Raw genomic sequence first — 25019 nt, forward strand, 5'->3', positions numbered from 1 at the left:
CATGTTGATTGGAAAACGGGTAAGTGAGCGTTATGAAATTTTATCGCTCATCGGTGGTGGTGGAATGAGCAATGTATATCTTGCTCACGATATCATTTTAGGCCGTGATGTAGCGATTAAAATTTTACGTTATGATTTTACAAATGAAGAAGAACTGCATCGTCGTTTTCAGCGTGAAGCATTGTCTGCTACAAGCCTAACACATCCGAACATTGTCAGTGTATACGACGTTGGGGAAGACGGAGATATGCACTATATTGTGATGGAGCATATTAAAGGCAAAACTTTAAAGCAATACATACAGGAGTTTTCACCAGTATCGGCTGCTAAAAGTGTGCAAATTATGAAGCAGCTGACATCCGCGATTGCACATGCCCATGAAAATGGGATTATTCACCGTGATATCAAACCTCAAAATATTTTAGTTGATATGGAAGGGAATGTTAAAATAACAGATTTTGGTATAGCGACGACATTAAATGCAACAAGCTATACACAAACTAATTCTGTTATGGGCACGGTTCATTATTTATCACCTGAGCAAGCGCGTGGTGGTATTGCGACAAAAAAATCAGATATTTATTCCTTAGGTATCGTGTTATATGAACTACTAACAGGAGAGTTGCCATTTTCAGGGGAATCTGCTGTATCGATTGCATTAAAACATTTACAATCAGAGACACCCTCTATTCGGGCAATCGATGCATCGATTCCACAAACGCTGGAAAATGTTGTGTTAAAGGCAACGGCGAAGGATCCAAATCACCGTTATGCCAGTGTCGATGAAATAGAAGAAGATTTACAAACGTGTTTATCGGTAGCACGTCAACACGAGCCAAAATTTATACCGCCATTAGATGATGACGCAACGAAAGCAATTCCGATTATTAAAGAAAAAATTTCGACGAATGATATCTTACAGACAAAAAAAGTAGAGCCTGTAAGACCTCAGAGCCAATTATCAACAGAAGTGCCAAAGGAATCACTGACTAAACCTAAGAAGAAAAAATGGCCGCTTATTGTTGGCGCACTCGTAACACTGGCGTTATTATTTCTCGTATTCATGTTTACAGTAACACCGAACAAAAAGGAAATCCCAGACGTTTCTACTTTAACGGTCGAGGAAGCGACGACTATGTTAGAAGATGCTGGTTTTGTACTAGGTGAACCAATTGAACGTCACGATGAAGTAGAAAAAGGCATTGTTATTGAAACAAATCCGAAAGCGGGGTTGTTACGGGCAAAGGGAGCGGAAATTCAGTTAGTCGTGAGTCTTGGAAGTGAAACAATTACGCTGGATAATTATGTAGGTGTTCAACTGACACAAGTGTTGCCGATTATCGAAAAAGGCGGATTTAAAGATGTTGACATTGTAGAAGTGTTCGATAGCAAGCAGCCTCCAGGAGAAATCATTAGTCAAGAACCTGCGGCGAATACCGAAGTGGTAGCAAAAGATACCGTATTAAAATTACAAGTTAGTAAAGGGAAAAATACGGTTATTGTCTCCGATTTAAGGAACTTTACTGAAGCGGCAGCGAAAGAATACGCTCGTAATTCAGGTTTTAACATTCAATTTGGTACACCTGAGCATTCAGAAACTGTTGCAGCTGGTAGTGTGATGTCACAAACACCGAAAGCTAATACGCCACTAGAGGTAGGGGCAACTATAAAAGTTGTTCTTTCCAAAGGTCCAGCAGAAAAAAATGTTAAGTGGTATTACAAAACGGTTGATATTCCGTATGAAGGTGGAATAGATGAAAACGGCGAGCCGATCCCACAAACGATACAAGTGTATATTCAAGATAAATTGCATACAATGGCTGACCCGATAGATGAATTTACGATTACTGAAGATACAACATATCAAATTCAACTTGAAATTGTAGAAGGTGAAAAAGCGGCATACCGTATTGCGCGTGATTCAGCTGATTTTGCAAAAGAAACGATTTCATATGATGAAATAATACAATGATTTCTAAGGGAGGGTTTTCATGGCGCAAGGCCAAATTCGAAAAGCATTAAGTGGATATTATTATGTAGAGCAAGATGGGGAGTTAATTCAATGCCGTGGGCGCGGGGTATTTCGCAACCGCGGCGAATCGCCACTTGTGGGTGATGTAGTTGATTTTACACGTGAGGGTGAGTCAGATGGCTATGTAATGAAAATTCATCCGCGTAAAAACGAACTTGTTCGACCACCGATCGCGAATGTTGATCAAGCAATCCTTGTATTTTCTGTGAAAGAACCAGACTTTAATACGATTTTGCTTGACCGTTTTTTAGTTGTATTGGAGTCATTCCATATCGAACCGATTATTTGTTTAACAAAAATGGATTTGCTAACAGATGAAGAGCTCGTACAGCTAACCGCTTATATCGAAGACTACCAAAAGATAGGCTATGAAGTGATGACTACCTTTAAAGAAGACGCCTCTCTAATGGAGCGTATTCAACCGATGTTAGCGGGGAAAACGACCGTATTAGCTGGACAATCAGGTGTTGGGAAATCCACATTATTAAACACATTACTCCCTGAACTAAATTTAAAAACAGGCATCATTTCACAAAGCTTAGGCCGCGGAAAACATACAACACGCCATGTGGAGTTAATCGAAGTGTGTGGGGGATTACTGGCGGATACGCCGGGCTTTAGTTCCTTTGATTTTGATACGATTGAAAAAGAAGAACTCACGGCGTGTTTCCCAGAGTTTTTACGCATTTCAGAAGGATGTAAATTCCGAGGTTGCTTACATATGAAGGAGCCAAAATGCGCGGTTAAGAGTGCGCTAGAAACAGGTGATATTAAAGAGTATCGCTATGCACATTATGAACAATTTTTACAAGAAATATTTGATCGAAAGCCGAGGTACTAAACATGATTAAAATTGCACCATCGATTTTAGCTGCAAACTTCGCAAAATTAGGCGAAGAAGTAAAAGAAGTAGAAGCTGCAGGAGCAGAGCTGATTCACATTGATGTCATGGATGGACATTTTGTGCCAAATATTTCGTTTGGTGCGATTGCACTAGAAGCGATTCGTCCATTATCTACATTACCGATGGACGTTCATTTAATGATTGAAAATCCAGATCAATACATCGAACAGTTTGCAAAAGCGGGCGCGGATTATATTACAGTGCATGTGGAAGCTTGTCGCCACTTGCATCGTACGATTCAATTGATTCGTTCATTTGGTGTGAAACCAGGCGTTGTATTAAATCCACATACGCCAATCGAATCGATTTTACACATTCTAGAGGATATAGATATGGTCCTATTTATGACCGTCAATCCAGGCTTTGGTGGTCAAAAATTCATCTCTTCTGTGTTACCGAAAATTGAAGCGTTATCAACTATTATTAAAGAACGCGGTTTAGCGATTGATATCGAAATTGATGGCGGCATTACAGCGGAAACAATCGTCCCTTGTGCAAAAGCAGGCGCCAATATTTTCGTTGCAGGCTCTGCTATTTACGGAAAAGAAGATCGTGCGGCTGCATTGCAAGAAATTAAGCAAGCAGGTCTTAATGCCATTCAATGATTGTAGCCATTTGTGCGGGCGGCCCCATTCGTGAGGTCGCCTTTCATATAAACGTAGATAAATGGATTGGTGTAGACCGGGGCGCTTATTATTTAATAGAGCAGGGGATTGTGCCAGATGCCATTGTGGGAGATTTCGATTCCGTCAGTGAAGGGGAATTTGCGCGTATTTCAGCAGTAGTTGCACATGTTGAAACCTTTCAGTCCGAAAAAGATGAGACGGATACAGATTTAGCCTTAATGCGTGCGATTGAATTTACGCCGAGTGAGGTGCTTCTAACTGGTGTGACAGGGGGGCGTTTAGATCATCAGGAAGCAGCACTACGCTCCCTATATCGCATGCAGCTTGCTTATCCACATATTCAGTTTAAAATGCTGAATACACACAATGAGTTACATTTTTTAATGCCAGGTCGTCACAAACTGGAAAAAACAGTACATCCATATGTGTCGTTTTTTGCTTATGGGGAAGATGTTGGCGAGGTGACATTGCGCGGTGTTAAATATGAAACGACGAATGAAACCATTACACAAGCGACTTCGAGATTTACAAGTAATGAAATCCTATTAGATGATGCGTATATCACGTTCTCTTCCGGCATATGTTTAGTTGTAAGAAGCATGGACTAGGAGGGAGCTATTTTGAAAGTATATACATTTCAGTTACCAAAGTTTTTGAGTAATATGACAAGAGCTTGCATTCGATTATTTCGTCGTGAGAAAAAATAAAAAGGGGGTGAGTAACCATTTAGTGATGGCTACTCACTCCCTTATTTTTTAGATAAAATGAAAAAAAAGAGCATCAACGCAAGAGGCTGATGCTCGGTACGCGATTAAACGCGCTCGATTTTACCTGATTTTAATGCACGAGCAGAAACCCATACGCGTTTTGGCTTACCGTCAACTAGGATACGAACTTTTTGTAAGTTAGCGCCCCAAGTACGTTTAGAAGCGTTCATAGCGTGTGAACGGTTGTTGCCTGTACGAGCTTTACGGCCAGTAATAACACATTGTTTTGGCATGTAAATTCCCTCCTTACAGATGAATCTGAAAGCTTGTTTTTCAGTTCGATATTTCACATACCATAATAATTTAACATAGACTGAAAGACCTTGCAACATATTTCGTACATCCTTTCAAGAAAAAAACCTTTACACCTAAAAGCTATATAAATTAATAGCAGTTCATACTAGTTTTCATTTTAACGGGTAGACTTATGTGAACGTTTTCTTTTATAATTAAGCTTTGTGTAGTACAATATAAACAGTCAAAAAGAGCCAAGGAGGCATACTTATGTCAGTAGAATTAAAAAACGAATTCGGCCAAATTGATATTTCAAATGATGTTATTGCACAAATTGCAGGTGGCGCAGCGATCGAATGCTACGGCATTGTAGGGATGGCTTCCAAGCACCAAATTCGTGATGGACTAACAGATATTTTACGTAAAGAAAACTTTGCAAAAGGTGTAATCATTCGTCAAGAGGGCGAAGATTTACATATCGATATGTATATTATCGTAAGCTACGGTACAAAAATTTCTGAAATTGCTTATCAAGTACAATCAAAAGTAAAATATACAGTAAATAAAACATTAGGTATGAGCGTAAAATCAGTGAATATTTTCGTTCAAGGCGTTCGTGTAATGAACGTGTAAGAGGAGGATTCAAATCGAATGAAGTCATTAGACGGAATTAAATTTGCAGAAATGGTACAAATTGGGGCGCATCACCTATACCAAAATGCAAGTTATGTAGATTCGTTAAACGTATTCCCAGTACCGGACGGAGATACAGGGACGAACATGAACTTATCAATGACATCAGGTGCAAAAGAAACAGAAAGCAACACGAGTGAGCATATCGGTAAAACGGCACAAGCGTTAGCAAAGGGCTTACTCATGGGCGCACGCGGAAATTCAGGTGTTATTTTATCGCAGCTATTTCGTGGCTTTAGTAAAACGATTGAAAAAGACGCGACAATTGATGCAAAAGGATTAGCGGCAGCGTTCCAAGGTGGCGTTGATACGGCATATAAAGCGGTGATGAAGCCGGTGGAAGGTACCATTTTAACCGTTGCTCGGGAGGCAGCGGCAAAAGGTGTCGAAGTAGCAGAAAACACAGACGATTTAATTGAGTTAATGGCAGCATTTGTGGCAGAAGCAAAGGCCTCACTCAATCGTACACCAGATATGCTACCTGTATTAAAAGAAGTAGGCGTAGTGGACAGTGGCGGACAAGGATTGCTATTTGTGTATGAAGGTTTCCTTGCGGCATTAAAAGGTGAAGCACTACCTGAGAAGAACGATGCTTCTTTAGATGACTTAATTAATGCAGAGCATCATCGTGTACAAGATTTCATGAATACAGAAGATATTGAATTCGGTTACTGTACGGAAATTATGGTGCGCTTTGAAGAAGGAAAAGAGCCATTTAACGAAGAAGCGTTCCGCAATGAGTTGAATCCAATGGGCGACTCATTACTTGTTATTTCTGATGATGAGATTGCGAAAGTACATATCCATACAGAAACACCTGGTAATGTGTTAAGTGCAGGTCAAAAATACGGTAGCCTTATGAAAATTAAAGTCGATAATATGCGTGAACAGCATTCTGCTATTGTGGGCGATACATCAGCTGCTCCTGCGAAAAAACAAGAAAAAATTCCGTACGCTATCGTGACAATCGCGATGGGTGAAGGAATTGCCAACTTGTTAAAGTCAATCGGTGCATCTTACGTGATTGAAGGCGGACAAACGATGAATCCATCAACGGAAGATATCGTAAAAGCGGTAAAAGAAATTGGTGCAGAGCGTGTACTTATTTTACCGAATAACAAAAATATCATTATGGCAGCAGAACAAGCAGCAGAGCTTCTGGATATCGAAGCCGCTGTCGTGCCGACAAAAACAATACCTCAAGGGATGGCAGCTATTTTAGCGTTCAACCCAGAGGTCAGTGTGAACGACAATAAAGAAAATATGACAGCAGGCTTTGCGCATGTGAAAACAGGTCAAGTAACCTATGCAGTGCGTGATACATCAATCGATGGGGTAGAAATCCGTAAAGATGATTATATGGCGCTTGCAGAAGGTAAAATTATTTTATCAACACCTGAGATGATGGACGCAGCACAAGAGGTCATCAATAAGTTAGTAGATGAAGACAGCGAAATTATTACAGTGATTTACGGTGAAGATACAACTGCAGCACAGGCAAATGAGTTAGCAAGCTTTATCGAAGAAAACTTTGAAGATGCAGAAGTAGAAATCGTTGAAGGAAAGCAATCGCTATATCCGTTTATTTTATCAGTTGAATAATGGAGCTAGGCCCACTGAGTTAATGCTTGAAGTTGGGGGTTCCTATCCAAAATGATTAAATTGGGAGTGTAGGCATTTGCCTGCACTCTTTTTGGATAGGTTTCGTCGCTGTGCGCAGAGGTTCAATAGCGTCTAGGCCTATTTAGATGCGCGTTATACGTTTATAGATTATTGAAAGTATGAATAATTTGTGTCGATGTATAGACATTGATACACTTAAAATATGAGTTAAATTGTGAGAATATTGAAGTGAAGAGGTGACTTTATGAAATTTACATCTGTATTTGATATTATCGGCCCGGTGATGATTGGTCCATCGAGCTCGCATACCGCGGGGGCTGCTCGCATTGGACGTATCGCGCGTGATTTATTTGGTCGCCAGCCGAAATGGGTAAAAGTGCATTTATATGGATCGTTTGCAGAAACATATCGTGGGCATGGTACAGATATTGCCATTATTGGCGGGCTATTAGATTACGATACGTATGATGAGCGTATTAAAACCGCATTTTCTGATGCAAAGGAAGTAGGCATGAGCTTTGAATTTATCCCAGAAGAAGCGCATAAAGAACACCCGAATACAGCACGTCTTGTAATGGGCGATGAGGTCGGTGAAATGAGTGTGGAAGGCATTTCAATAGGTGGCGGTAAAATCGAAATTAGCGAAGTCAATGGCTTTAAGCTGCGTTTAACAGGTGGCATGCCAGCCATTCTCGTTGTGCACAATGACCGTACGGGATGTATCGCCAATGTTGCGAACTGTCTTGCGATGCACAATGTCAATATCGGGCATATGGAAGTATCTCGTATTGAGCGGGGGCATACGGCATTGATGGTCATTGAAGTGGATCAAAATATTGACGATCGCATTTTACAGCAAATCGCTTATATTCCGCATATTACGAAAGTATCGAAAATGAATACGTAAGGGAGGGCGCATGATGGACGTATTATTTCAAAATGTAAGAGAATTAGTAGCACTGGCAGAAAAAGAAAACAAATTAATATCGGAAATTATGATTGAACAAGAAATAAAAATTAGTGGGCGCACGCGAGAGACCATTCTAGAGCAGATGGACCGCAACTTAACAGTCATGGAAGAAGCGATTGAACGTGGTTTAAAAGGAGTGCAATCTGTCACAGGTTTAACAGGTGGGGATGCTGTGCTGTTACAAAACTATATTGCGACGGGCAAATCACTATGTGGTGAATTGCTATTAGATGCTGTCAGCAAGGCGGTGGCAACAAATGAAGTAAATGCGGCAATGGGCACAATTTGTGCTACGCCAACAGCGGGTTCAGCGGGTGTTGTACCAGGGACATTGTTTGCAGTAAAGCATAAATTAAAGCCAACACGTGAACAAATGATTCGTTATCTCTTTACATCGGGTGCATTTGGTTTTGTTGTCGCTAATAATGCGTCCATTTCTGGTGCGGCCGGTGGTTGCCAAGCAGAAGTTGGTTCAGCGGCAGCCATGGCAGCAGCAGCCATTGTTGAAATGGCTGGTGGTACGCCGCAACAATGTGCAGAGGGCTTTGCGATTACATTGAAAAATATGCTAGGACTTGTATGTGATCCTGTTGCTGGTTTAGTAGAGGTACCGTGTGTTAAACGAAACGCGATGGGGGCAGCCAATGCGCTAGTCGCAGCAGATATGGCACTTGCAGGTGTAACAAGCCGTATTCCATGTGATGAAGTGATCGGTGCGATGTATCGCATTGGTCAAGCCATGAGCCCGAACTTAAAAGAAACGGCAAGAGGTGGCTTAGCAGCGACACCAACAGGGAAAGCGCTAGCGCAAAAAATATTTGGCGGTGCTACGAACTAAATGAAACACGTGTCCTCATTATGAGAACGCGTGTTTTTATGTTATGCTAAAGAAAAGTACATAAAGGAAGTGGGAAATTGGTTATTACAGAACCCGTATCCAACTTAAAAGGTGTCGGCAAGGAAACGGCTGAACAATTAGCATCGCTCGGTGTTCATACAATTGAGGACCTCATTTGGATGTTTCCATACCGCCATGAAGATTTTACATTAAAGAATTTAGCTGAAACACCACACAACGAGAAAGTAACGATTGAAGCACGCGTGGAAAGTGTACCGGCGGTGACGTTTATGGGGAAAAAATCGCGTCTAACAGTAACCGTTTTAGCAGGTCGTCACTTAGTGAAAGTTGTTATGTTCAATCAACATTATTTAAAGCAAAAACTAGTACCAGGCGCCATTATTACAGTATCAGGGAAATGGGATCGAGGTCGTCAAGTCGTCGTCGGTTCATCCGTTAAATTTGGACCGAAGCAAGATCAAGGGGATTTTGAACCTGTGTATAGTTTACGTAATACAATTCATTTAAATCGCTTTCGAAAATTAATGCGGCAAGCCCTTGATGAGGCGGGGCATATCATTTCTGAAACCTTGCCAACTTCCATGCGGGAACAGTATAAGTTATTGCCGATGCAGGAAGCACTTGAAGGGGTACATTTCCCAAAAGATACAGAGCATGTGAAGCAAGCGAGGCGCCGTTTTGTGTTTGAAGAGTTACTCGTCTTTCAACTGCGTATTCAAGCGTTACGTAAAGCGCGTCGAGACAATGAAAAAGGGTTATCCATTACCTATAATTTAGAAAAGCTTCGTGATTTTATTGCCACGTTGCCGTATGAATTGACGGGGGCGCAAAAGAGAGTCGTAAACGAGATTTGTAAAGACTTAAAAACGCCGCACCGTATGAATCGACTGCTGCAAGGGGATGTTGGTTCTGGGAAAACGGTTGTGGCGGCAATTGGGTTATATGCGGCTGTCACAGCGGGCTATCAAGGTGCATTAATGGCACCGACAGAAATTTTAGCAGAGCAGCATGCAGAAAACTTATATGCTTGGTTTGAACCAATTGGGGTACGTGTTGCTTTATTATCTGGTTCCACGAAAACAAAAGCCCGAAGAGACATTTTAGAACGATTAGCAAATGGTGAAATTGATATTTTAATTGGGACACATGCGCTTATTCAGCCGGATGTAGCATTTAAAAATCTCGGATTTGTGATTACGGATGAGCAGCATCGTTTCGGCGTGGAGCAACGTCGTATTTTGCGCGATAAAGGGGAAAATCCTGACGTCTTATTTATGACGGCTACACCGATTCCGAGAACGCTTGCGATTACAGCATTTGGAGAAATGGATGTATCCATTATTGACGAACTGCCCGCGGGACGTAAGCAAATTGAAACGCATTGGATGAAACATGAGCAACTAGGTGCTGTGTTAACAAAAATGGAGGCGGAGTTAAAAGCAGGGCGACAAGCGTACGTAATTTGCCCGCTGATTGAAGAATCGGATAAGCTAGATGTTCAAAATGCGGTTGAAGTATACGAGCAATTGACGACTTATTTTCTAGGACGCTTTAAGGTGGGGTTAATGCATGGGCGCTTGTCAGCGGATGAAAAAGATCAAGTGATGCGAGCGTTTAGTGAAGGGGAATTGCATATACTTGTGTCAACAACTGTAGTTGAAGTAGGGGTAAATGTGCCGAATGCCACATTTATGCTTATTTATGATGCGGAACGTTTCGGATTAGCTCAACTTCATCAATTACGTGGACGCGTTGGACGTGGTGAACATCAATCGCATTGTGTGCTTTTGGCTGATCCTAAAACAGATGAAGGAAAAGAGCGCATGATGTCCATGACAGAGACAAATGATGGTTTCCGGTTAGCGGAAAAAGATTTAGAGCTACGTGGTCCAGGCGATTTCTTTGGGAAAAAACAGAGCGGGTTGCCCGAGTTTAAAATGGCTGATCTTGTGCATGATTATCGTGCGCTAGATATAGCGCGGCAAGATGCTATACGGTTAATTGAAAGTGAAGAATTTTGGCGCGCGGATGAGTATGAGCCATTACGCCGAATGCTGGAGCGTTCAGGCGTTTTAGAAGGAGAGCGTATTGATTAAAAACATATGTTGCATGTTTCTAGAAAGATATTTTTAGGAATATAAGCAACATATGTTTTTTTCTTGCAAATTTCAAATAAATACCGTACACTCGTTCGTATATAAGGGGGAGACATATGAAATCAATTCATCCGTTTTTAATGTTTAAAGGCGATGCCTCGCAAGTAATCGATACATATGCATCATGGTTTACTGATTTTGAAGTTATATCCAAGCAATTAATTCCACAAACAGAGCTTATTGCATTGGCAGAAATTTGTATACATGGTCAAAGAATTTTGCTAAATGATACACAACAACAGCATGCATTTGATTTTACACCATCTTTTTCGTTTTTCATTGAGTGTGAGTCTGAACAAGAAGTGCATGCATTAGCGGAAAAGATGAATGATGGTGGGCAAGCTTTAATGCCGCTTGGGCAATATGGATTTTCAACGTTGTTTGGCTGGTATCAAGACCGTTTTGGTGTATCGTGGCAAATAAATTTTAATGAATAAGGAGAGAGAACGATGGCAATTAATCCGTACTTTGTATTTGATGGAGAAGCAAAAGAAGCAGTAGCATATTATGCAGAGGCTTTTGGGGTGAAGGATTACCAAGTGATGACATTCGGTGAGGCGCCACAACATCCAGATCATCCAATTCCACAAGAAGCTAAGGGCCGTGTTATGCACGCCATGCTGCAATTACCAACAGCAAAATTAATGTTTTCTGATACGTTCCCAGGGCAGGAGCAAGTGAAGAAAGGCAATCAAATAACGCTAGCGTATGTTTTAGATGATGAGCAGGAACTACGCCGTGTGTTTAACTTTTTTGCGCAAGAGGGCAAAGTGATGATGTCGCCTCAAGAAACGTTTTGGAGCAAATGTTACGGTAGTGTAACTGACCGCTTCGGTATTGAATGGCAAGTCAGTTATGAAGGATGATTGGATAAGACCTCTAAGATTCGATACTAAAATCTATTCTTGATAACAGAAGAATTGTTATAAAAGCACATGGAGTGAAGGGCGGCGACTCCTGCGGGATAAGCTTGAGCGGAAAGCCCCGCAGGAACGTAGTGACGAGGAGATTGAAGCCAAGCCCGCGGAAAGCGTCCGCCCGTAACGGAATGTGCGGTCAAGTACATATTTTAGTAAAAATCTCTTTTTAGTGAATAATCTTTCAATCGTATGCAAATTATACTTTTTTACGGACGCAATAACAAAAAGTTGTTGCGTTCTTTTTTTACTTTATGTATATTGGTGTTAGTACCAAGTGCTAATACTTAATAAGAAGGTGACGAAGGTTATGAAACGGACAAAAAAAGAACGCCAACAATTGCTAACAGAAACAATTGCAGATAATCCATTCGTCACTGATGAACAGTTAGCGCAGCAATTTGGTGTAAGCGTTCAAACGATTCGCTTGGACCGCATGGAATTGTCCATTCCTGAATTGCGTGAACGTATTAAAGACGTAGCAGCAAGAAATTATGAAAATGAAATTAAATCGCTCCCATTAGACGAAGTAATTGGAGAAATTATTGATATTGAATTAGATAAACGTGCTTTTTCTATCTTTGATGTAGGAGAGGAGCATGTGTTTCAACGAAATGGTATTGCACGAGGGCATCATTTATTTGCGCAAGCAAACTCTCTAGCAGTAGCTGTTATTAACGATGAATTAGCGTTAACAGTAAAATCCAACGTTGCTTTCGTTAAACCTGTCAAAGCAGGTGACAGAGTCATAACGAAAGCGGTCGTGCGCACGCAACAATCAGAGAAAAATCGAACAATTGTTGATGTCACGTCGACAGTCAATAATGAAGTTGTGTTCATAGGAGAATTTGAGATGTATCGCACGAAAGGTGGAAACGAAACATGAAATTAGCAGTAGATGGTATGGGTGGCGATAATGCTCCACAAGCAATTGTGGAAGGTGTTATGCAAGCACTTGAGGATTTTACAGATATCGAAATTTTATTATACGGTCGTCAAGAGGCGATGACACCTTATTTAAAGGAACATCCGCGCTTAACAGTCATTCACTGTGAAGAAGTGGTAGAAGCAGACGATGATCCAGCACGCGCCGTTCGTCGGAAAAAAGATTCGTCTATGGCACGTATGCTCGAAGCGGTAGCAGACGGAACAGCGGATGCTTGTCTTTCAGCAGGTAATACGGGTGCATTGATGGCAGGCGGATTGTTTAAAGTAGGAAGAATTGAGGGAGTAGGACGCCCAGCACTTGCGACAACATTACCGACAATTGATGGCAAAGGTTTCCTTATGCTAGACCTTGGGGCAAATGCGGATGCTAAGCCGGAGAATTTGTTACAGTATGCCATTATGGGTGATATTTACGCGAAAAAAGTCCGTGGTTACGCTGCACCTCGTGTAGGTTTATTAAATATTGGCACGGAAGAGAAAAAGGGTAATGAGCTGACAAAAGCAAGCTTTGATTTACTGAAAGAAGCGAATATGAATTTTGAAGGCAACGTAGAGGCGCGTGAGCTATTAAACGGCGTAGCGGATGTGGTTGTAACAGATGGCTTTACAGGAAATATGGTGTTAAAGACAATCGAAGGTACAGCAGGTACACTATTTGCGATGTTAAAAGGCGCATTTACTTCTTCAACAAAAGCCAAAATTGGGGCTGTGTTAGCTAAAAATGGCTTAAAAGATTTAAAAACAAAAATGGATTATACAGAATACGGTGGGGCTGCGTTATTCGGGCTAAAAGCACCGGTTATTAAAGCACATGGTTCATCGAATGCTCGGGCGATTTATAGTGCCATTAAACAAGCGCGTACAATGGTTGAACATGATGTATGTGCGACAATTCAAGCAACGATTACGGTAGAGTAATCACATTTTGCAAAGGGGAATTAAACATGACAAAAATAGCTTTTATTTTTCCGGGGCAAGGCTCACAACAAGTAGGTATGGGGGCAGAGCTTGTCGCAGTAAATGAAAATAGTAAGGCGTTTTACACGCAAGCAGATGCTGTACTTGGTTTTTCATTATCAAAATTGATGTTTGAAGGGCCACAAGAGGAGCTTACTTTAACGTATAATGCGCAGCCAGCATTACTAACAACAGGTGTCATGATTGCTCGTCAATTAATGGATGCTGGGGTGAAACCGGATTATACAGCCGGTCATTCCTTAGGAGAGTATAGTGCATTTGTTACGTCAAATGTATTGACGTTTGAAGAGGCCGTACAAGTTGTTCATAAACGTGGTTTATATATGGATGAGGCAGTGCCTGCAGGTGAGGGTGCAATGGCCGCTATTTTAGGCATGGAGTCCACTGAATTACAACAAGTTTGTGAAGATGTGAGTGCAACAGGAGAAGTCGCACAATTGGCTAACTTAAACTGTCCAGGACAAATCGTGATTTCGGGTACGAAAGCAGGGATTGAACAAGCTTGTGCGCTAGCGAAAGAACGTGGCGCAAAACGAGCAATTCCGCTAACGGTTAGTGGACCGTTCCATAGTACATTGATGCAACCAGCAGCGGAAAAATTGGCTGATGCCATTGAGCAAGTCGATTTTAAAGTGCCTTCTATCCCTGTTGTAAGTAATGTTACATCGACGCTACTTGAAGATGTACAGGCGATTAAACAGGAAATGATTGATCAAGTATCAAGTCCCGTACAATGGGAGCAAAATGTGCGTACATTAATGGATTTAGGTGTAACCGTATTTGTTGAATGTGGTCCAGGAAAAGTGCTATCAGGGCTTGTGAAAAAAATTGACCGAGGCGCAACAGTATACGGTGTCTATGATGAAGCAACAATGGCGCAAGTGATTGAAGCGTCGAAAGGGTGGAATACACAATGAGTTTAACAGGTAAAACAGCAGTCGTAACAGGTGGTTCGCGTGGTATTGGTCGCGCAATTTGTATCGAGCTTGCGAAACAAGGCGTAAATGTTGTTGTGAACTTTAGCGGCAGTGAAGAAAAAGCAAAAGCAGTTGTTGCAGAAGTAGAAGCGCTTGGTGCAAAAGCAATGGCTGTACAAGCGAATGTAGCAGATAGCGATGCGGTAGAGGCTATGATGAAACAGGCGGTAGAAGCGTTTGGTTCACTTGATATTTTAGTAAACAATGCCGGTATTACACGTGATAATTTACTAATGCGTATGAAAGAACAAGAATGGGATGACGTTATTGATACGAATTTGAAAGGTGTATTCCTTTGTACAAAGGCTGTCACGCGTCAAATGATGAAACAACGTGCAGGCCGTATTATTAATATTTCGTCCATTGTTGGTGTCGCAGGTAACCCAGGGCAAGCGAATTACGTGGCGGCGAAAGCTGGTGTCATTGGTTTAACAAAAACATGTGCACAAGAGTTAGCAAGTCGCAACATTTTAGTGAATGCTATTGCACCGGGCTTTATCACAACAGAAATGACAGATAGTTTACCAGAAGAGTTAAAGGAATCAATGTTAAAGCAAATTCCGTTAGCGAAATTAGGACAACCAGAAGATATTGCAAAAGCGGTTGTATTTTTTGCATCCGAAAATGCGAATTATATTACAGGGCAGACATTACATATTGATGGCGGCCTAGTGATGTAACAACTGATTCATTGAGGGGAGGTGACTGATTTGGCTACAGTAATAGAGCGTGTAACGAAAGTAATTATCGACCGTTTAGGTGTTGATGAAAGCGAAGTAAAACCAGAAGCTTCATTCCGTGAAGATTTAGGTGCTGATTCATTAGATGTTGTAGAGCTTGTTATGGAACTTGAAGATGAGTTCGATATGGAAATTTCTGATGAAGATGCAGAAAAAATCGCAACAGTTGGGGATGCAATCACTTACATCGAAAACAAACAGAACTAATTATAAAGAGACACATAAATGCGGGAAATCGTGTTTATGTGTCTCTTTTTACTCATAATTTTCGTGAATGTGCAAAAAACGAAGGATAAACAGCGCATTTTATGAGAATCCCTTTGCGCAAAAGGTTTTAACGATGTAAACTAAACGATAGAAACTGAGTAGGAAGGCAGATTTGTCCATGACGATAAGAAAAAAAGGGAATCATCAGAAAACTGGTATATTGCCAGAAAAAGTTCGCACTCATTTTGAACAGTTGCAGCAAGAGTTGAACGTAGTATTTAGCAACAAAAATTTATTGTATCAAGCATTTACACATTCATCCTATGTGAATGAACATCGTCGCAAGCTATTTACGGACAATGAACGACTTGAGTTTCTAGGAGATGCTGTATTAGAGCTATCGGTGTCGAAATTTTTATTCGAAAAATATCCACAAATGAGTGAGGGTGAGCTAACAAAGCTGCGTGCGTCTATTGTTTGCGAGCCGTCATTAGTTATTTTTGCGAATGAATTAAAATTTGGACAATATGTATTACTTGGAAAAGGTGAAGAACTGACAGGTGGTCGAGAGCGCCCAGCATTACTAGCAGACGTATTTGAATCATTTGTCGGTGCGCTTTATTTAGATCAAGGGCTTGAAACGGTCGTCACATTCCTAGAGAAAATTGTGTTCCCGAAAGTAGAGAACGGTGCTTTTTCGCATGTGATGGATTTCAAAAGTCAACTACAGGAAATGGTGCAACAATCGAATAATGGGCTATTACATTATGAAATTGTTGATGAAAAAGGTCCAGCACATAATCGGACATTTGTATCACGTGTGCTATTAAATGATGAAGAGCTCGGTATTGGGCGAGGAAAGTCTAAGAAAGAGGCTGAGCAACAAGCAGCGCAAAGTGCGATGCAAAGGCTAAGACAGCAGGCACAAAAGGAGGAGTAACATGTTCTTAAAACGACTTGAAGTAGTTGGCTTCAAATCTTTTGCGGAGCGTATTGGTATTGATTTCGTCCCCGGTGTTACGGCTGTTGTAGGTCCGAATGGTAGTGGGAAAAGTAATGTAACAGATGCAATTCGTTGGGTTTTAGGCGAGCAATCGGCAAAATCATTGCGTGGTTCAAAAATGGAAGATGTTATTTTTGCTGGTAGTGAGTCTCGCAAACCACTCAATTTTGCGGAAGTAGCGCTAATTTTAGATAATACAGATGAACGAATCCCGATACCTTACACGGAAATTAGTGTGACAAGACGTGTGTATCGTTCAGGTGATAGTGAGTATCTACTCAACAATCAACATTGTCGCCTGAAGGATATTACGGACTTGTTTATGGATTCGGGACTGGGTAAAGAGGCGTTTTCAATTATTTCCCAAGGTCGTGTAGATTCTATTTTAAATAGCCGACCAGATGATCGACGCCTTATTTTTGAAGAAGCAGCAGGTGTTTTAAAATATAAACAGCGCAAGAAAAAAGCCGAGCTCAAGCTTGCTGAAACAGAAGAAAATTTACATCGCGTCTTAGATATTTTACATGAACTCGATAATCGTTTAGAGCCGCTTCAAATCCAAGCTTCTGCTGCTAAAGATTATGTCCGTATGAAGTCAGAGCTGAAAGATTTCGATATTTCGCTTATTGTCCATGACTTAACGGCATGTGAAGCACAATTAAAAGCTTTACAAGATGAATTAGCTGACCTTGAAGCAAATGAATTACTACATGCTGGTGAAATGACAATGCTTGAAAAAAGTTTGCGCCAAGTACGAGCAGAGTTAAAAACGCTTGACAGTCATTTAGATACGTCTCAGGAAAATTTAGTAGAAGCAACGGCTGAAGTGGAACGCTGGGATGGACGAAAAGCGCTCATGCATGAAAAACGTTCAAATGCAGAAAAGCATTTGAAACAATTGGAAGCACAATTCGTTGTATCGCAACAGGAAGCAAAGAAGCAAGCGTTAAACAAATCAGAGAAAATGGTGCTATTTGCGGAAAAGCAAAAAGAGGTTAGTTCACTTCGTCAAGCGATTAAACAGTTGGAACAAGCATTAACACGCTCAGCTTCTGAAATCGAAGAAGAAATTGACGTATATAAACATCAATATATCGATTTGTTAAATGAAGAAGCCACGATTAAAAATGAATTAAAGCATATAAATCAGCAATTACAACAACAACAAGAAACAGCTGAACGTATGACAGATCGCTCAGCGGAAATGCAAAAAGAGTTAACGCGTGTCATGGCTGAAAAGGAAGTGATTGCTGAGCGATTAGTGAATCTTCAACAACAGTTAAAAGACAAGCTTGCGTTACATGAAGGGATGCAAGGTTCGTTACAGCAGCTAACAGTTCAACTGGATGAGAAGCAAGATTTACTGTATAAAGCGTATCAGCATCAGCAACAGTTAAAAGCGCGTCGTGAAACATTAGAAGAATTAGAAGCGGATTTCTCGGGCTTCTTCCAAGGTGTAAAAGAAGTACTGCTGGCACGAGATAGAGGAGAGCTGTTAGGGATTGAAGGTGCTGTGGCGGAACTTGTTCAAGTAACAGGACAATATTCGCAAGCAATTGAAACAGCACTAGGCGCAGCGAGCCAACATATTGTAACGCAAAACGAACAATATGCACAGCAAGCAATTAATTGGTTAAAACAAAAACGTGCAGGGCGAGCTACTTTCTTACCAAAAACGGTGATGAAATCACGCCGCTTAAGCGATGCACAAATTTCTGCTGTCTCCAGTCATCCTGCCTTTGTCAATATGGCGTATAATCTTGTGACTTTTGATGAATCGAATCGCTCGATTGTTGAAAATTTACTTGGGAATGTACTGGTTGCTTCGCATTTAGAAGGTGCTAGCCAAATGGCGCGATTACTTGGCTTTAAGTATCGTGTCGTGACACTTGATGGCGATATTGTAAATGCAGGTGGTTCATTAACAGGTGGATCAGTCAAACAGCAAACATCCTTATTTACACGGAAGGCAGAACTAGATACATTATCGGCAAAAATTGCTGAACTGGAGCATTCCATTCAATCGGCTGAGCGTACAGTAACCGTTGAAAAAGAAAAGGTAGCAAACTTACGCCAAGATTTAGAAGAAGTACGTTTACTTGTAGAAGAGTTACGGGCACAAGAGCAGAAGCACAACACAATCTTATTTGAGCTAGATATGCAAGAAAAGAACTTAACTACGAGTGTTACACTTGCTACAAGTGAGCAAACGTCTATGGTCACGCGTGGGCAAACGCTTGCTGAACAAAAAGCACAAGCAGAGGTACGTCTTGCTGAATTAGCAACAGAGCTTACTGAAATTAATGAATTAGTAGAGCAATTAACATTGGCCAAAGCGCAAGGCGATACGCAAAAGGATGTACTCCGTGATGAAATAGGAGAAAAGCGCTCGCAACTTGCCGTAGCACAAGAACAGCTTTCACAAGTTCAGATTGCAATCGCGGATATGGATCTTCAAATGGCTAAAACAAATGAAACAATCGAAAAGATTTCCCAGGAAATCGAGTGGTTCCATTCAGATGCTGACGCCAATGGTCCTACAATGGAAGAAATTGAGCAAGCGATCATCGATTGGGGAGCAAAACGTGAATCATTACTGACAATGATTACGGAAAAGAAAGAACAAAAGGACGAATTACAGCGAAAGCTTGCTGCTATCGAAGAAGATTTAAAAGAGAAGCAACGTATTCACAAAAGCTTTATGGAAGCGATTAATACGTTATCGATTAAACGAAGTCGACTACAATATGAGCAAGGGAACTTCATCGCGCAGCTCAAAGAAAACTATGAACTTGATTTTGAGGCGGCGAAGGAACTGGCAGAAGCAATTGACGATGTCGCGCAAGTCCGCCGAAAAGTCAAATTACTGAAGCAATCGATCGAGGAGTTAGGCCCTGTTAACTTAACCGCGATCGATGAATTTGAGCGTGTGCAGGAGCGGCATGCCTTTTTATCTGAGCAACGTAGTGATTTATTAGCAGCGAAAGAAACACTGCATGAAGCCATTAAAGAAATGGATGCAGAAATGACTGCTCGCTTTAGTGAAACATTTACAAATGTAAAAGTGCAATTTAAAGCGGTGTTCCGTGAATTGTTTGGGGGAGGGCAGGCGGATTTAGTATTAGTTGACCCTGACAATTTACTAGAAACGGGCATTGAGATTGTTGCACAACCCCCTGGGAAGAAATTGCAAAGCTTGAGTTTACTATCAGGTGGGGAACGCGCTTTAACGGCGATTGCCTTATTATTTGCGATTTTAAATACACGTCCAGTACCGTTCTGTATTTTAGACGAAGTAGAGGCAGCGCTGGATGAATCCAATGTCATTCGTTATAGTCAATATTTAAAGAAATTTAGTAAAGAAACACAATTCATCGTCATTACACATCGTAAAGGGACGATGGAAGGTGCAGATGTTTTATATGGCATTACAATGCAAGAATCAGGTGTATCGAAGCTTGTTTCGGTCAAGCTTGAAGAGGAAGAAGTGCCAGTAGGTGAAGGAGTGTAGGAAATGAGCTTTTTTAAACGTTTAAAAGAAAAGTTAATCGGTTCATCAGAAGAAGAAAAGGTAAAAGATGAACTCGCTGAACAGGAAGAGGCTAAGCAGGATGATCTAGTCGATGTGAAAGAAACAACGCTACAAGATGACGCAAAAGTAGAGGAACCTGTAACAGTTGAGGAAGTAGAGCAGCCAACTGTAGAAGAAGAGCTACCACCAGTAGCAGAACCGATTGCAGAAATAACGGAAGAAGTAACAGAAGAACAGAAAAAACCTTCCGCTTGGTCTATTACACAAAAGTTTAAAGCGGGTTTAGCGAAAACACGTGACTCATTTACATCAAAAGTAAACGATCTTGTGGCGCGTTACCGCAAAGTAGATGAAGACTTCTTCGAGGAACTAGAAGACGTATTGTTACAAGCGGACGTTGGCTTTGAAACGGTCATGGAGTTAATGGACAAGTTGCGTTTTGAAGTACAACGTAAAAATATTAAAGATACAGAAGGCATTCAAACGATTATTTCAGAAAAGCTTGTGGAAATTTATGAGGCGGGCGAAGAAAATTTAACTGAATTAAATGTACAACCAAACGGGGAACTCACGGTTATTTTATTCGTTGGGGTGAATGGCGTTGGTAAAACGACAACCATTGGTAAGCTCGCACACCGCCTAAAATCAGAAGGTAAAACCGTGATGCTTGCTGCAGGTGATACATTCCGTGCAGGTGCAATTGATCAGCTTCAAGTATGGGGCGACCGAGTAGGTTGTGAAGTGATTAAACAATCAGAAGGGTCAGATCCGGCGGCAGTGATGTACGATGCGATTCGCGCGGCGAAAAATCGTAATGCGGATGTGTTAATTTGTGATACAGCAGGACGATTACAAAATAAGGTCAACTTAATGAACGAGCTTGAAAAAGTACACCGTGTCATTTCACGTGAAGTACCAAATGCACCACATGAAGTATTATTAGCACTTGATGCCACAACAGGTCAAAATGCATTAGTACAGGCGCAAATGTTCAAAGAGGCAACGAACGTAACAGGTATTGTCTTAACGAAGCTAGACGGCACAGCAAAAGGTGGTATCGTTCTTGCGATTCGTAACAAATTACACATTCCAGTGAAATTTGTCGGTCTCGGGGAGAAAATGGACGACCTACAACCATTTGATGCAGAACGCTATGTATACGGTTTATTTGCAGAAGGCTTAGAAAAAGAACTAGAAAAAATAGAAGACTAATCAAAAGTGGCTCAGAAATAATTCTGGGTCACTTTTTTCATTTACTAGCTTCATAATAAGCAAAAGTCTATTTTAAAAATACCATTTAAATGGTAAAAGGTGTTTATTATAGCCTCCGCGCTTTGCCACAGCCTACACAGGAGCTAAAACAGGCGTGGCCTGTTTGGATCTCCTGTTTCTGCTCCTGACGCTACGCTTTCGTCGCAAAGAGAATCTTGGCTCCTGTGGCTATGGCGCGCTACGGCAAAAAGTGAATACTTCTCAATATGCTAAAAAGTATTCTCCTTCTCTAAAAGAAATCATTTTCTTTCTATTTGCACATATCGTTGCCTAGCCCCTGTAATCTATGGGGAGATTTATTGCTTTTTAGCAACACATTTTTTATTGAACAACAGTTGCTTGTAGCGGAGGCACGAGACTCCTACGGGAAAAGCGAGACAATCAAGACCCCGCAGGCGCGAAGGATGAGCGACGAGGAGGCTTGATCTCGCCCGTGGAAAGCGAGTGCCGGAGCGGAAAGCAACGGTTACTCAAATGGTAATATATTTATGTGTTTACTCATTATGAGTTACTAGTATAAACATAAACCAAGCGCTTAACAGCAAAATCAAATTGCAAAAATTCTACTATAATCTGCAAGTAAATTCCCTTGACACTTCCCCTTAAAAAGCTATATGATACAGTAGAATAAATATGAATGGAGAGATGAAAATGCTACTTGAAAAGACAACACGCATGAATTTTCTCTTCGACTTTTATCAAGCGTTATTAACAGAAAAGCAGCGTAGTTATATGGAGCTTTATTACTTAGATGATCATTCACTCGGTGAAATTGCGGAATCTTATGAAATATCTCGCCAAGCGGTGTATGATAACATTCGCCGTACAGAAGCTATGCTTGAGGAATATGAAGATAAATTACGCTTATTAGAAAAATTTCAGCAACGCCAGCGTATGTTACAGCAGCTGACGGTAGCCATTCAAGACGATGATGCGACGTTAGAAGCGCGTCTTGCGTTAATTGAACAACTGAAGGAATCGGATTAGGAGGCGAACAATTTGGCATTTGAAGGTTTAGCAGAGCGACTCCAAGGAACCATTCAAAAAATTAAAGGTAAAGGGAAAGTAACTGAACAAGACGTAAAAGAAATGATGCGTGAAGTACGGTTTGCTTTAATTGAGGCCGATGTTAACTTAAAAGTCGTAAAAGAATTCGTCAAAAAAGTAAGTGAACGTGCAGTTGGTATCGATGTGATGAAATCGTTAACACCAGGTCAACAAGTCATTAAAATCGTACAAGATGAGCTGACAGCCTTAATGGGTGGAGAACAAAGCCCGATTAAATTTAATAATCGACCACCGACAGTCATTATGATGGTCGGCTTACAAGGTGCTGGTAAAACGACAACAACAGGTAAGCTAGCGAACGTATTACGTAGAAAATACAATAAAAAGCCGCTGTTAGTAGCTGCTGACGTATACCGTCCAGCGGCTGTAAACCAGCTTCAAACACTTGGGAAGCAGCTTTCTATCCCTGTATTTGCTCTTGGAACAGATATTTCGCCAGTCGAAATTGCACGTCAAGCCATTGAGCATGCAAAGGAAGAACATCACGATGTGGTTATCATCGATACAGCAGGTCGTTTACATATCGATGAGGCACTCATGCAAGAGTTAAAAGATATTCGTGCATTAAAAGAGCCCGATGAAGTATTCCTTGTTGTCGATGCGATGACAGGTCAAGATGCGGTAAACGTAGCGCAAAGCTTCAATGAGGCAGTCGGTATTACGGGCGTTGTGTTGACGAAACTTGACGGTGATACACGTGGTGGTGCTGCATTATCGATTCGTTCCGTGACGGAGAAGCCAATTAAATTCGTCGGTATGGGAGAGAAAATGGACGCGCTGGAGCCGTTCCACCCAGAACGTATGGCCTCTCGTATTCTTGGGATGGGTGATGTGCTTTCATTAATCGAAAAAGCACAAGCACAAGTGGACATGGATAAAGCGAAAGAGCTGGAAGAAAAGTTCATGACACAAACCTTTACGTTTGATGACTTTGTCGAGCAGCTACAAGCTGTGAAAAAGATGGGACCTTTAGATGAGTTGTTAAAAATGCTTCCAGGCGCAAACAAAATTAAAGGTTTAGATAATGTTAAAGTAGATGAAAAGCAAATGGGGCGCATTGAGGCCATTATTTACTCGATGACACCTGCTGAAAAAACAAACCCTGATTTAATTAATGCAAGTCGTAAAAAGCGTATTGCAAATGGTTCAGGTACGACGATTCAAGAAGTAAACCGCTTATTAAAGCAGTTTGAAGAAATGAAAAAAATGATGAAACAAATGACAGGTATGGCACAAGGAAAAGGCAAGAAAAAGATGAAATTACCTGGCTTTGATTCATTGTTTAAATAAAAATTTAGGTGTTAAGAAAAAACACTTTACAAACTCAAGAGACATTGCTAATATAATATCTTGTGTGAAACTTATTCGGAGGTGCTTATAAATGGCAGTTAAAATTCGCTTAAAACGTATGGGAGCTAAAAAATCTCCTTTCTATCGTATCGTAGTAGCTGATGCTCGTTCACCACGTGACGGTCGTCAAATCGAAACAGTAGGTACTTACAACCCACTTACAGTTCCTGCTACAGTACAAATCGATGAAGAGAAAGCTCTTAAATGGTTAGCTGATGGTGCAAAACCATCTGATACTGTTCGTAACCTGTTCTCAGAACAAGGTATCATGGAGAAATTCCATAACCAAAAATTCAGTAAATAATCGGAGGTATCTGTATGCAACAGCTGATTGAAGCAATCGTGAAACCGTTAGTCGATTATCCCGATGATGTTCGTATTGAGACGGACGAAAATGATAATCGAATTGTTTATAAGCTTTTTGTTCATCCAGAGGATCGAGGGAAAGTCATAGGCAAGCAAGGTCGTGTCGCAAAAGCGATTCGCACAATTGTTTACTCAGCATCGAGCGGATACCATAAGAAAAAGACTTACGTCGATATATTGGATTAAAAAAAGGATATTCCGAAGCGAATATCCGCACAATAAAAAGAGGAGGAGGCGCGTATGCTTTCTTCTCTTTTTCTATACAAGAGGTGATATGATGGAATGGTTTAACGTAGGACGTATTGTGAATACGCATGGCATTCGCGGTGAGGTGCGTGTATTATCTTCAACCGATTTTGAGGAAGTACGATTTGCACCAGGCAGTAAACTAGCGGTCTTTAAAAAGGATGAAAAGCGTCCGATTTGGGTAACAGTAGCAAGTGCACGTCGTCATAAAAACTTTATTTTATTAACGTTTGAAGGCTTAAATAACATTAATTTAGTGGAGCCTTTTAAAGAAGGTCTTTTAAAAGTGACGATGGACCAACTAGAAGAAGATGAGCTAGCAGAAAATGAATATTACCATTTTGAAATTATGGACTGTGAAGTGTACTCAGAAGAGGGCGAACTCATCGGTGTTGTCACAGATATTTTACAAACAGGTGCTAATGATGTATGGGAGATTAAAGCAAAAGGCGGCAAAAAGCATTACATCCCGTATATTGAAGATGTTGTAAAAGAGATTGATGTAGAAGAGAAAAAAATCATTATTCATGTAATGGAAGGCTTACTATAAT

The 25019-nt window shown here is 40.9% G+C and carries 26 protein-coding genes; 25 read left to right on the plus strand and 1 reads right to left on the minus strand.

Translation table 11 applies throughout. The annotated features are described in order from the left end of the window. Position 1 precedes the first annotated feature (1 nt). From pknB to spoVM, 5 genes are read left to right on the plus strand one after another with little or no spacing between them, the layout of a single operon-like run. On the plus strand, positions 2 to 1972 hold the full coding sequence (gene pknB / locus AAGS61_RS00770; RefSeq protein WP_391366374.1) for a Stk1 family PASTA domain-containing Ser/Thr kinase: 1971 nt from the start codon (positions 2 to 4) through the stop codon (positions 1970 to 1972). 19 nt (positions 1973 to 1991) lie between these two features. Further along, on the plus strand, positions 1992 to 2873 hold the full coding sequence (rsgA, locus tag AAGS61_RS00775) for a ribosome small subunit-dependent GTPase A (RefSeq protein WP_391366375.1): 882 nt from the start codon (positions 1992 to 1994) through the stop codon (positions 2871 to 2873). Between the two features lie 2 nt (positions 2874 to 2875). Continuing rightward, positions 2876 to 3541 carry a ribulose-phosphate 3-epimerase gene (gene rpe / locus AAGS61_RS00780; protein ID WP_391366376.1) on the plus strand — a complete coding sequence of 222 codons (666 nt, stop codon included), beginning with the start codon at positions 2876 to 2878 and terminating at the stop codon, positions 3539 to 3541. Further along, positions 3538 to 4170, plus strand: coding sequence for a thiamine diphosphokinase (locus AAGS61_RS00785; protein ID WP_391366377.1), 633 nt, complete (start codon positions 3538 to 3540; stop codon positions 4168 to 4170). Before rpe ends, AAGS61_RS00785 begins: the two co-directional genes overlap by 4 nt. A 12-nt stretch (positions 4171 to 4182) precedes the next feature. Beyond that, positions 4183 to 4269 (plus strand): stage V sporulation protein SpoVM, encoded by an 87-nt coding sequence (gene spoVM / locus AAGS61_RS00790; RefSeq protein WP_391367280.1) that lies wholly within the window; start codon positions 4183 to 4185, stop codon positions 4267 to 4269. A 104-nt stretch (positions 4270 to 4373) separates the two neighbouring features. On the opposite strand, the gene rpmB is transcribed toward spoVM, so the two are convergent. Continuing rightward, complete coding sequence (gene rpmB / locus AAGS61_RS00795; protein ID WP_049668398.1) at positions 4374 to 4562, minus strand: 50S ribosomal protein L28; 189 nt, start codon at positions 4560 to 4562, stop codon at positions 4374 to 4376. 271 nt (positions 4563 to 4833) lie between these two features. Here rpmB and AAGS61_RS00800 point away from each other — a divergent pair, with 271 nt between their 5' ends. The 20 genes from AAGS61_RS00800 (at position 4834) to rimM (ending at position 25018) form a co-directional block, all read left to right on the plus strand. Then, a complete protein-coding gene (locus AAGS61_RS00800) occupies positions 4834 to 5196 on the plus strand; it encodes an Asp23/Gls24 family envelope stress response protein (RefSeq protein ID WP_391366378.1) in 363 nt (120 codons plus the stop codon). Positions 5197 to 5214: 18 nt separating this feature from the next. Beyond that, positions 5215 to 6858, plus strand: a complete 1644-nt coding sequence (locus tag AAGS61_RS00805) for a DAK2 domain-containing protein (protein WP_391366379.1) — start codon at positions 5215 to 5217, stop codon at positions 6856 to 6858. A 265-nt stretch (positions 6859 to 7123) separates the two neighbouring features. Further along, positions 7124 to 7786 carry an L-serine ammonia-lyase, iron-sulfur-dependent subunit beta gene (sdaAB, locus tag AAGS61_RS00810; RefSeq protein ID WP_391366380.1) on the plus strand — a complete coding sequence of 221 codons (663 nt, stop codon included), beginning with the start codon at positions 7124 to 7126 and terminating at the stop codon, positions 7784 to 7786. Between the two features lie 13 nt (positions 7787 to 7799). After that, a complete protein-coding gene (gene sdaAA, locus AAGS61_RS00815; RefSeq protein WP_391366381.1) occupies positions 7800 to 8687 on the plus strand; it encodes an L-serine ammonia-lyase, iron-sulfur-dependent, subunit alpha in 888 nt (295 codons plus the stop codon). 83 nt (positions 8688 to 8770) lie between these two features. Next, positions 8771 to 10804: an ATP-dependent DNA helicase RecG gene (gene recG, locus AAGS61_RS00820; protein ID WP_391367283.1), complete on the plus strand. Its 2034-nt coding sequence runs from the start codon at positions 8771 to 8773 to the stop codon at positions 10802 to 10804. A 116-nt stretch (positions 10805 to 10920) separates the two neighbouring features. Next, complete coding sequence (locus AAGS61_RS00825; protein ID WP_391366382.1) at positions 10921 to 11301, plus strand: VOC family protein; 381 nt, start codon at positions 10921 to 10923, stop codon at positions 11299 to 11301. Between the two features lie 12 nt (positions 11302 to 11313). Continuing rightward, positions 11314 to 11730 (plus strand): VOC family protein, encoded by a 417-nt coding sequence (locus tag AAGS61_RS00830; protein WP_391366383.1) that lies wholly within the window; start codon positions 11314 to 11316, stop codon positions 11728 to 11730. A gap of 361 nt (positions 11731 to 12091) precedes the next feature. Continuing rightward, positions 12092 to 12667: a transcription factor FapR gene (gene fapR / locus AAGS61_RS00835; protein ID WP_391366384.1), complete on the plus strand. Its 576-nt coding sequence runs from the start codon at positions 12092 to 12094 to the stop codon at positions 12665 to 12667. Then, positions 12664 to 13647 carry a phosphate acyltransferase PlsX gene (gene plsX / locus AAGS61_RS00840; protein ID WP_391366385.1) on the plus strand — a complete coding sequence of 328 codons (984 nt, stop codon included), beginning with the start codon at positions 12664 to 12666 and terminating at the stop codon, positions 13645 to 13647. Before fapR ends, plsX begins: the two co-directional genes overlap by 4 nt. 26 nt (positions 13648 to 13673) lie before the next feature. Beyond that, the gene (gene fabD / locus AAGS61_RS00845) at positions 13674 to 14624 is read left to right on the plus strand and encodes an ACP S-malonyltransferase (RefSeq protein ID WP_391366386.1); all 951 of its coding nucleotides are present in this window, start codon (positions 13674 to 13676) and stop codon (positions 14622 to 14624) included. After that, complete coding sequence (gene fabG, locus AAGS61_RS00850; RefSeq protein ID WP_391366387.1) at positions 14621 to 15364, plus strand: 3-oxoacyl-[acyl-carrier-protein] reductase; 744 nt, start codon at positions 14621 to 14623, stop codon at positions 15362 to 15364. The genes fabD and fabG overlap by 4 nt, the downstream gene beginning before the upstream one ends. Positions 15365 to 15394: 30 nt before the next feature. Then, positions 15395 to 15631, plus strand: a complete 237-nt coding sequence (gene acpP / locus AAGS61_RS00855; RefSeq protein ID WP_391366388.1) for an acyl carrier protein — start codon at positions 15395 to 15397, stop codon at positions 15629 to 15631. 178 nt (positions 15632 to 15809) lie between these two features. Next, positions 15810 to 16571: a ribonuclease III gene (rnc, locus tag AAGS61_RS00860; RefSeq protein ID WP_391366389.1), complete on the plus strand. Its 762-nt coding sequence runs from the start codon at positions 15810 to 15812 to the stop codon at positions 16569 to 16571. Between the two features lies 1 nt (position 16572). Continuing rightward, positions 16573 to 20145 carry a chromosome segregation protein SMC gene (gene smc, locus AAGS61_RS00865; protein WP_391366390.1) on the plus strand — a complete coding sequence of 1191 codons (3573 nt, stop codon included), beginning with the start codon at positions 16573 to 16575 and terminating at the stop codon, positions 20143 to 20145. A gap of 3 nt (positions 20146 to 20148) precedes the next feature. Next, on the plus strand, positions 20149 to 21378 hold the full coding sequence (gene ftsY, locus AAGS61_RS00870) for a signal recognition particle-docking protein FtsY (protein WP_391366391.1): 1230 nt from the start codon (positions 20149 to 20151) through the stop codon (positions 21376 to 21378). A gap of 711 nt (positions 21379 to 22089) precedes the next feature. Beyond that, positions 22090 to 22425 (plus strand): putative DNA-binding protein, encoded by a 336-nt coding sequence (locus tag AAGS61_RS00875; protein ID WP_391366392.1) that lies wholly within the window; start codon positions 22090 to 22092, stop codon positions 22423 to 22425. A gap of 12 nt (positions 22426 to 22437) precedes the next feature. Further along, on the plus strand, positions 22438 to 23796 hold the full coding sequence (gene ffh / locus AAGS61_RS00880) for a signal recognition particle protein (protein WP_391366393.1): 1359 nt from the start codon (positions 22438 to 22440) through the stop codon (positions 23794 to 23796). A gap of 91 nt (positions 23797 to 23887) precedes the next feature. Further along, a complete protein-coding gene (gene rpsP, locus AAGS61_RS00885) occupies positions 23888 to 24160 on the plus strand; it encodes a 30S ribosomal protein S16 (protein ID WP_391366394.1) in 273 nt (90 codons plus the stop codon). Between the two features lie 14 nt (positions 24161 to 24174). Continuing rightward, positions 24175 to 24408, plus strand: coding sequence for a KH domain-containing protein (locus tag AAGS61_RS00890; RefSeq protein WP_391366395.1), 234 nt, complete (start codon positions 24175 to 24177; stop codon positions 24406 to 24408). 91 nt (positions 24409 to 24499) lie between these two features. Continuing rightward, positions 24500 to 25018, plus strand: coding sequence for a ribosome maturation factor RimM (gene rimM, locus AAGS61_RS00895; RefSeq protein ID WP_391366396.1), 519 nt, complete (start codon positions 24500 to 24502; stop codon positions 25016 to 25018). Position 25019 lies beyond the last annotated feature (1 nt).

It is taken from the genome of Lysinibacillus sp. KU-BSD001, assembly GCF_042920265.1.
Classification (GTDB): domain Bacteria; phylum Bacillota; class Bacilli; order Bacillales_A; family Planococcaceae; genus Lysinibacillus_B.

Coding starts and splice junctions, on each gene's coding strand:
- pknB (WP_391366374.1), top strand. CDS start 2: ATGTTGATTGGAAAACGGGTAAGTGAGCGTTATGAAATTTTATCGCTC.
- rsgA (WP_391366375.1), top strand. CDS start 1,992: ATGGCGCAAGGCCAAATTCGAAAAGCATTAAGTGGATATTATTATGTA.
- rpe (WP_391366376.1), top strand. CDS start 2,876: ATGATTAAAATTGCACCATCGATTTTAGCTGCAAACTTCGCAAAATTA.
- AAGS61_RS00785 (WP_391366377.1), top strand. CDS start 3,538: ATGATTGTAGCCATTTGTGCGGGCGGCCCCATTCGTGAGGTCGCCTTT.
- rpmB (WP_049668398.1), bottom strand. CDS start 4,562: ATGCCAAAACAATGTGTTATTACTGGCCGTAAAGCTCGTACAGGCAAC.
- AAGS61_RS00800 (WP_391366378.1), top strand. CDS start 4,834: ATGTCAGTAGAATTAAAAAACGAATTCGGCCAAATTGATATTTCAAAT.
- AAGS61_RS00805 (WP_391366379.1), top strand. CDS start 5,215: ATGAAGTCATTAGACGGAATTAAATTTGCAGAAATGGTACAAATTGGG.
- sdaAB (WP_391366380.1), top strand. CDS start 7,124: ATGAAATTTACATCTGTATTTGATATTATCGGCCCGGTGATGATTGGT.
- sdaAA (WP_391366381.1), top strand. CDS start 7,800: ATGGACGTATTATTTCAAAATGTAAGAGAATTAGTAGCACTGGCAGAA.
- AAGS61_RS00825 (WP_391366382.1), top strand. CDS start 10,921: ATGAAATCAATTCATCCGTTTTTAATGTTTAAAGGCGATGCCTCGCAA.
- AAGS61_RS00830 (WP_391366383.1), top strand. CDS start 11,314: ATGGCAATTAATCCGTACTTTGTATTTGATGGAGAAGCAAAAGAAGCA.
- fapR (WP_391366384.1), top strand. CDS start 12,092: ATGAAACGGACAAAAAAAGAACGCCAACAATTGCTAACAGAAACAATT.
- plsX (WP_391366385.1), top strand. CDS start 12,664: ATGAAATTAGCAGTAGATGGTATGGGTGGCGATAATGCTCCACAAGCA.
- fabD (WP_391366386.1), top strand. CDS start 13,674: ATGACAAAAATAGCTTTTATTTTTCCGGGGCAAGGCTCACAACAAGTA.
- fabG (WP_391366387.1), top strand. CDS start 14,621: ATGAGTTTAACAGGTAAAACAGCAGTCGTAACAGGTGGTTCGCGTGGT.
- rnc (WP_391366389.1), top strand. CDS start 15,810: ATGACGATAAGAAAAAAAGGGAATCATCAGAAAACTGGTATATTGCCA.
- smc (WP_391366390.1), top strand. CDS start 16,573: ATGTTCTTAAAACGACTTGAAGTAGTTGGCTTCAAATCTTTTGCGGAG.
- ftsY (WP_391366391.1), top strand. CDS start 20,149: ATGAGCTTTTTTAAACGTTTAAAAGAAAAGTTAATCGGTTCATCAGAA.
- AAGS61_RS00875 (WP_391366392.1), top strand. CDS start 22,090: ATGCTACTTGAAAAGACAACACGCATGAATTTTCTCTTCGACTTTTAT.
- rpsP (WP_391366394.1), top strand. CDS start 23,888: ATGGCAGTTAAAATTCGCTTAAAACGTATGGGAGCTAAAAAATCTCCT.
- AAGS61_RS00890 (WP_391366395.1), top strand. CDS start 24,175: ATGCAACAGCTGATTGAAGCAATCGTGAAACCGTTAGTCGATTATCCC.
- rimM (WP_391366396.1), top strand. CDS start 24,500: ATGGAATGGTTTAACGTAGGACGTATTGTGAATACGCATGGCATTCGC.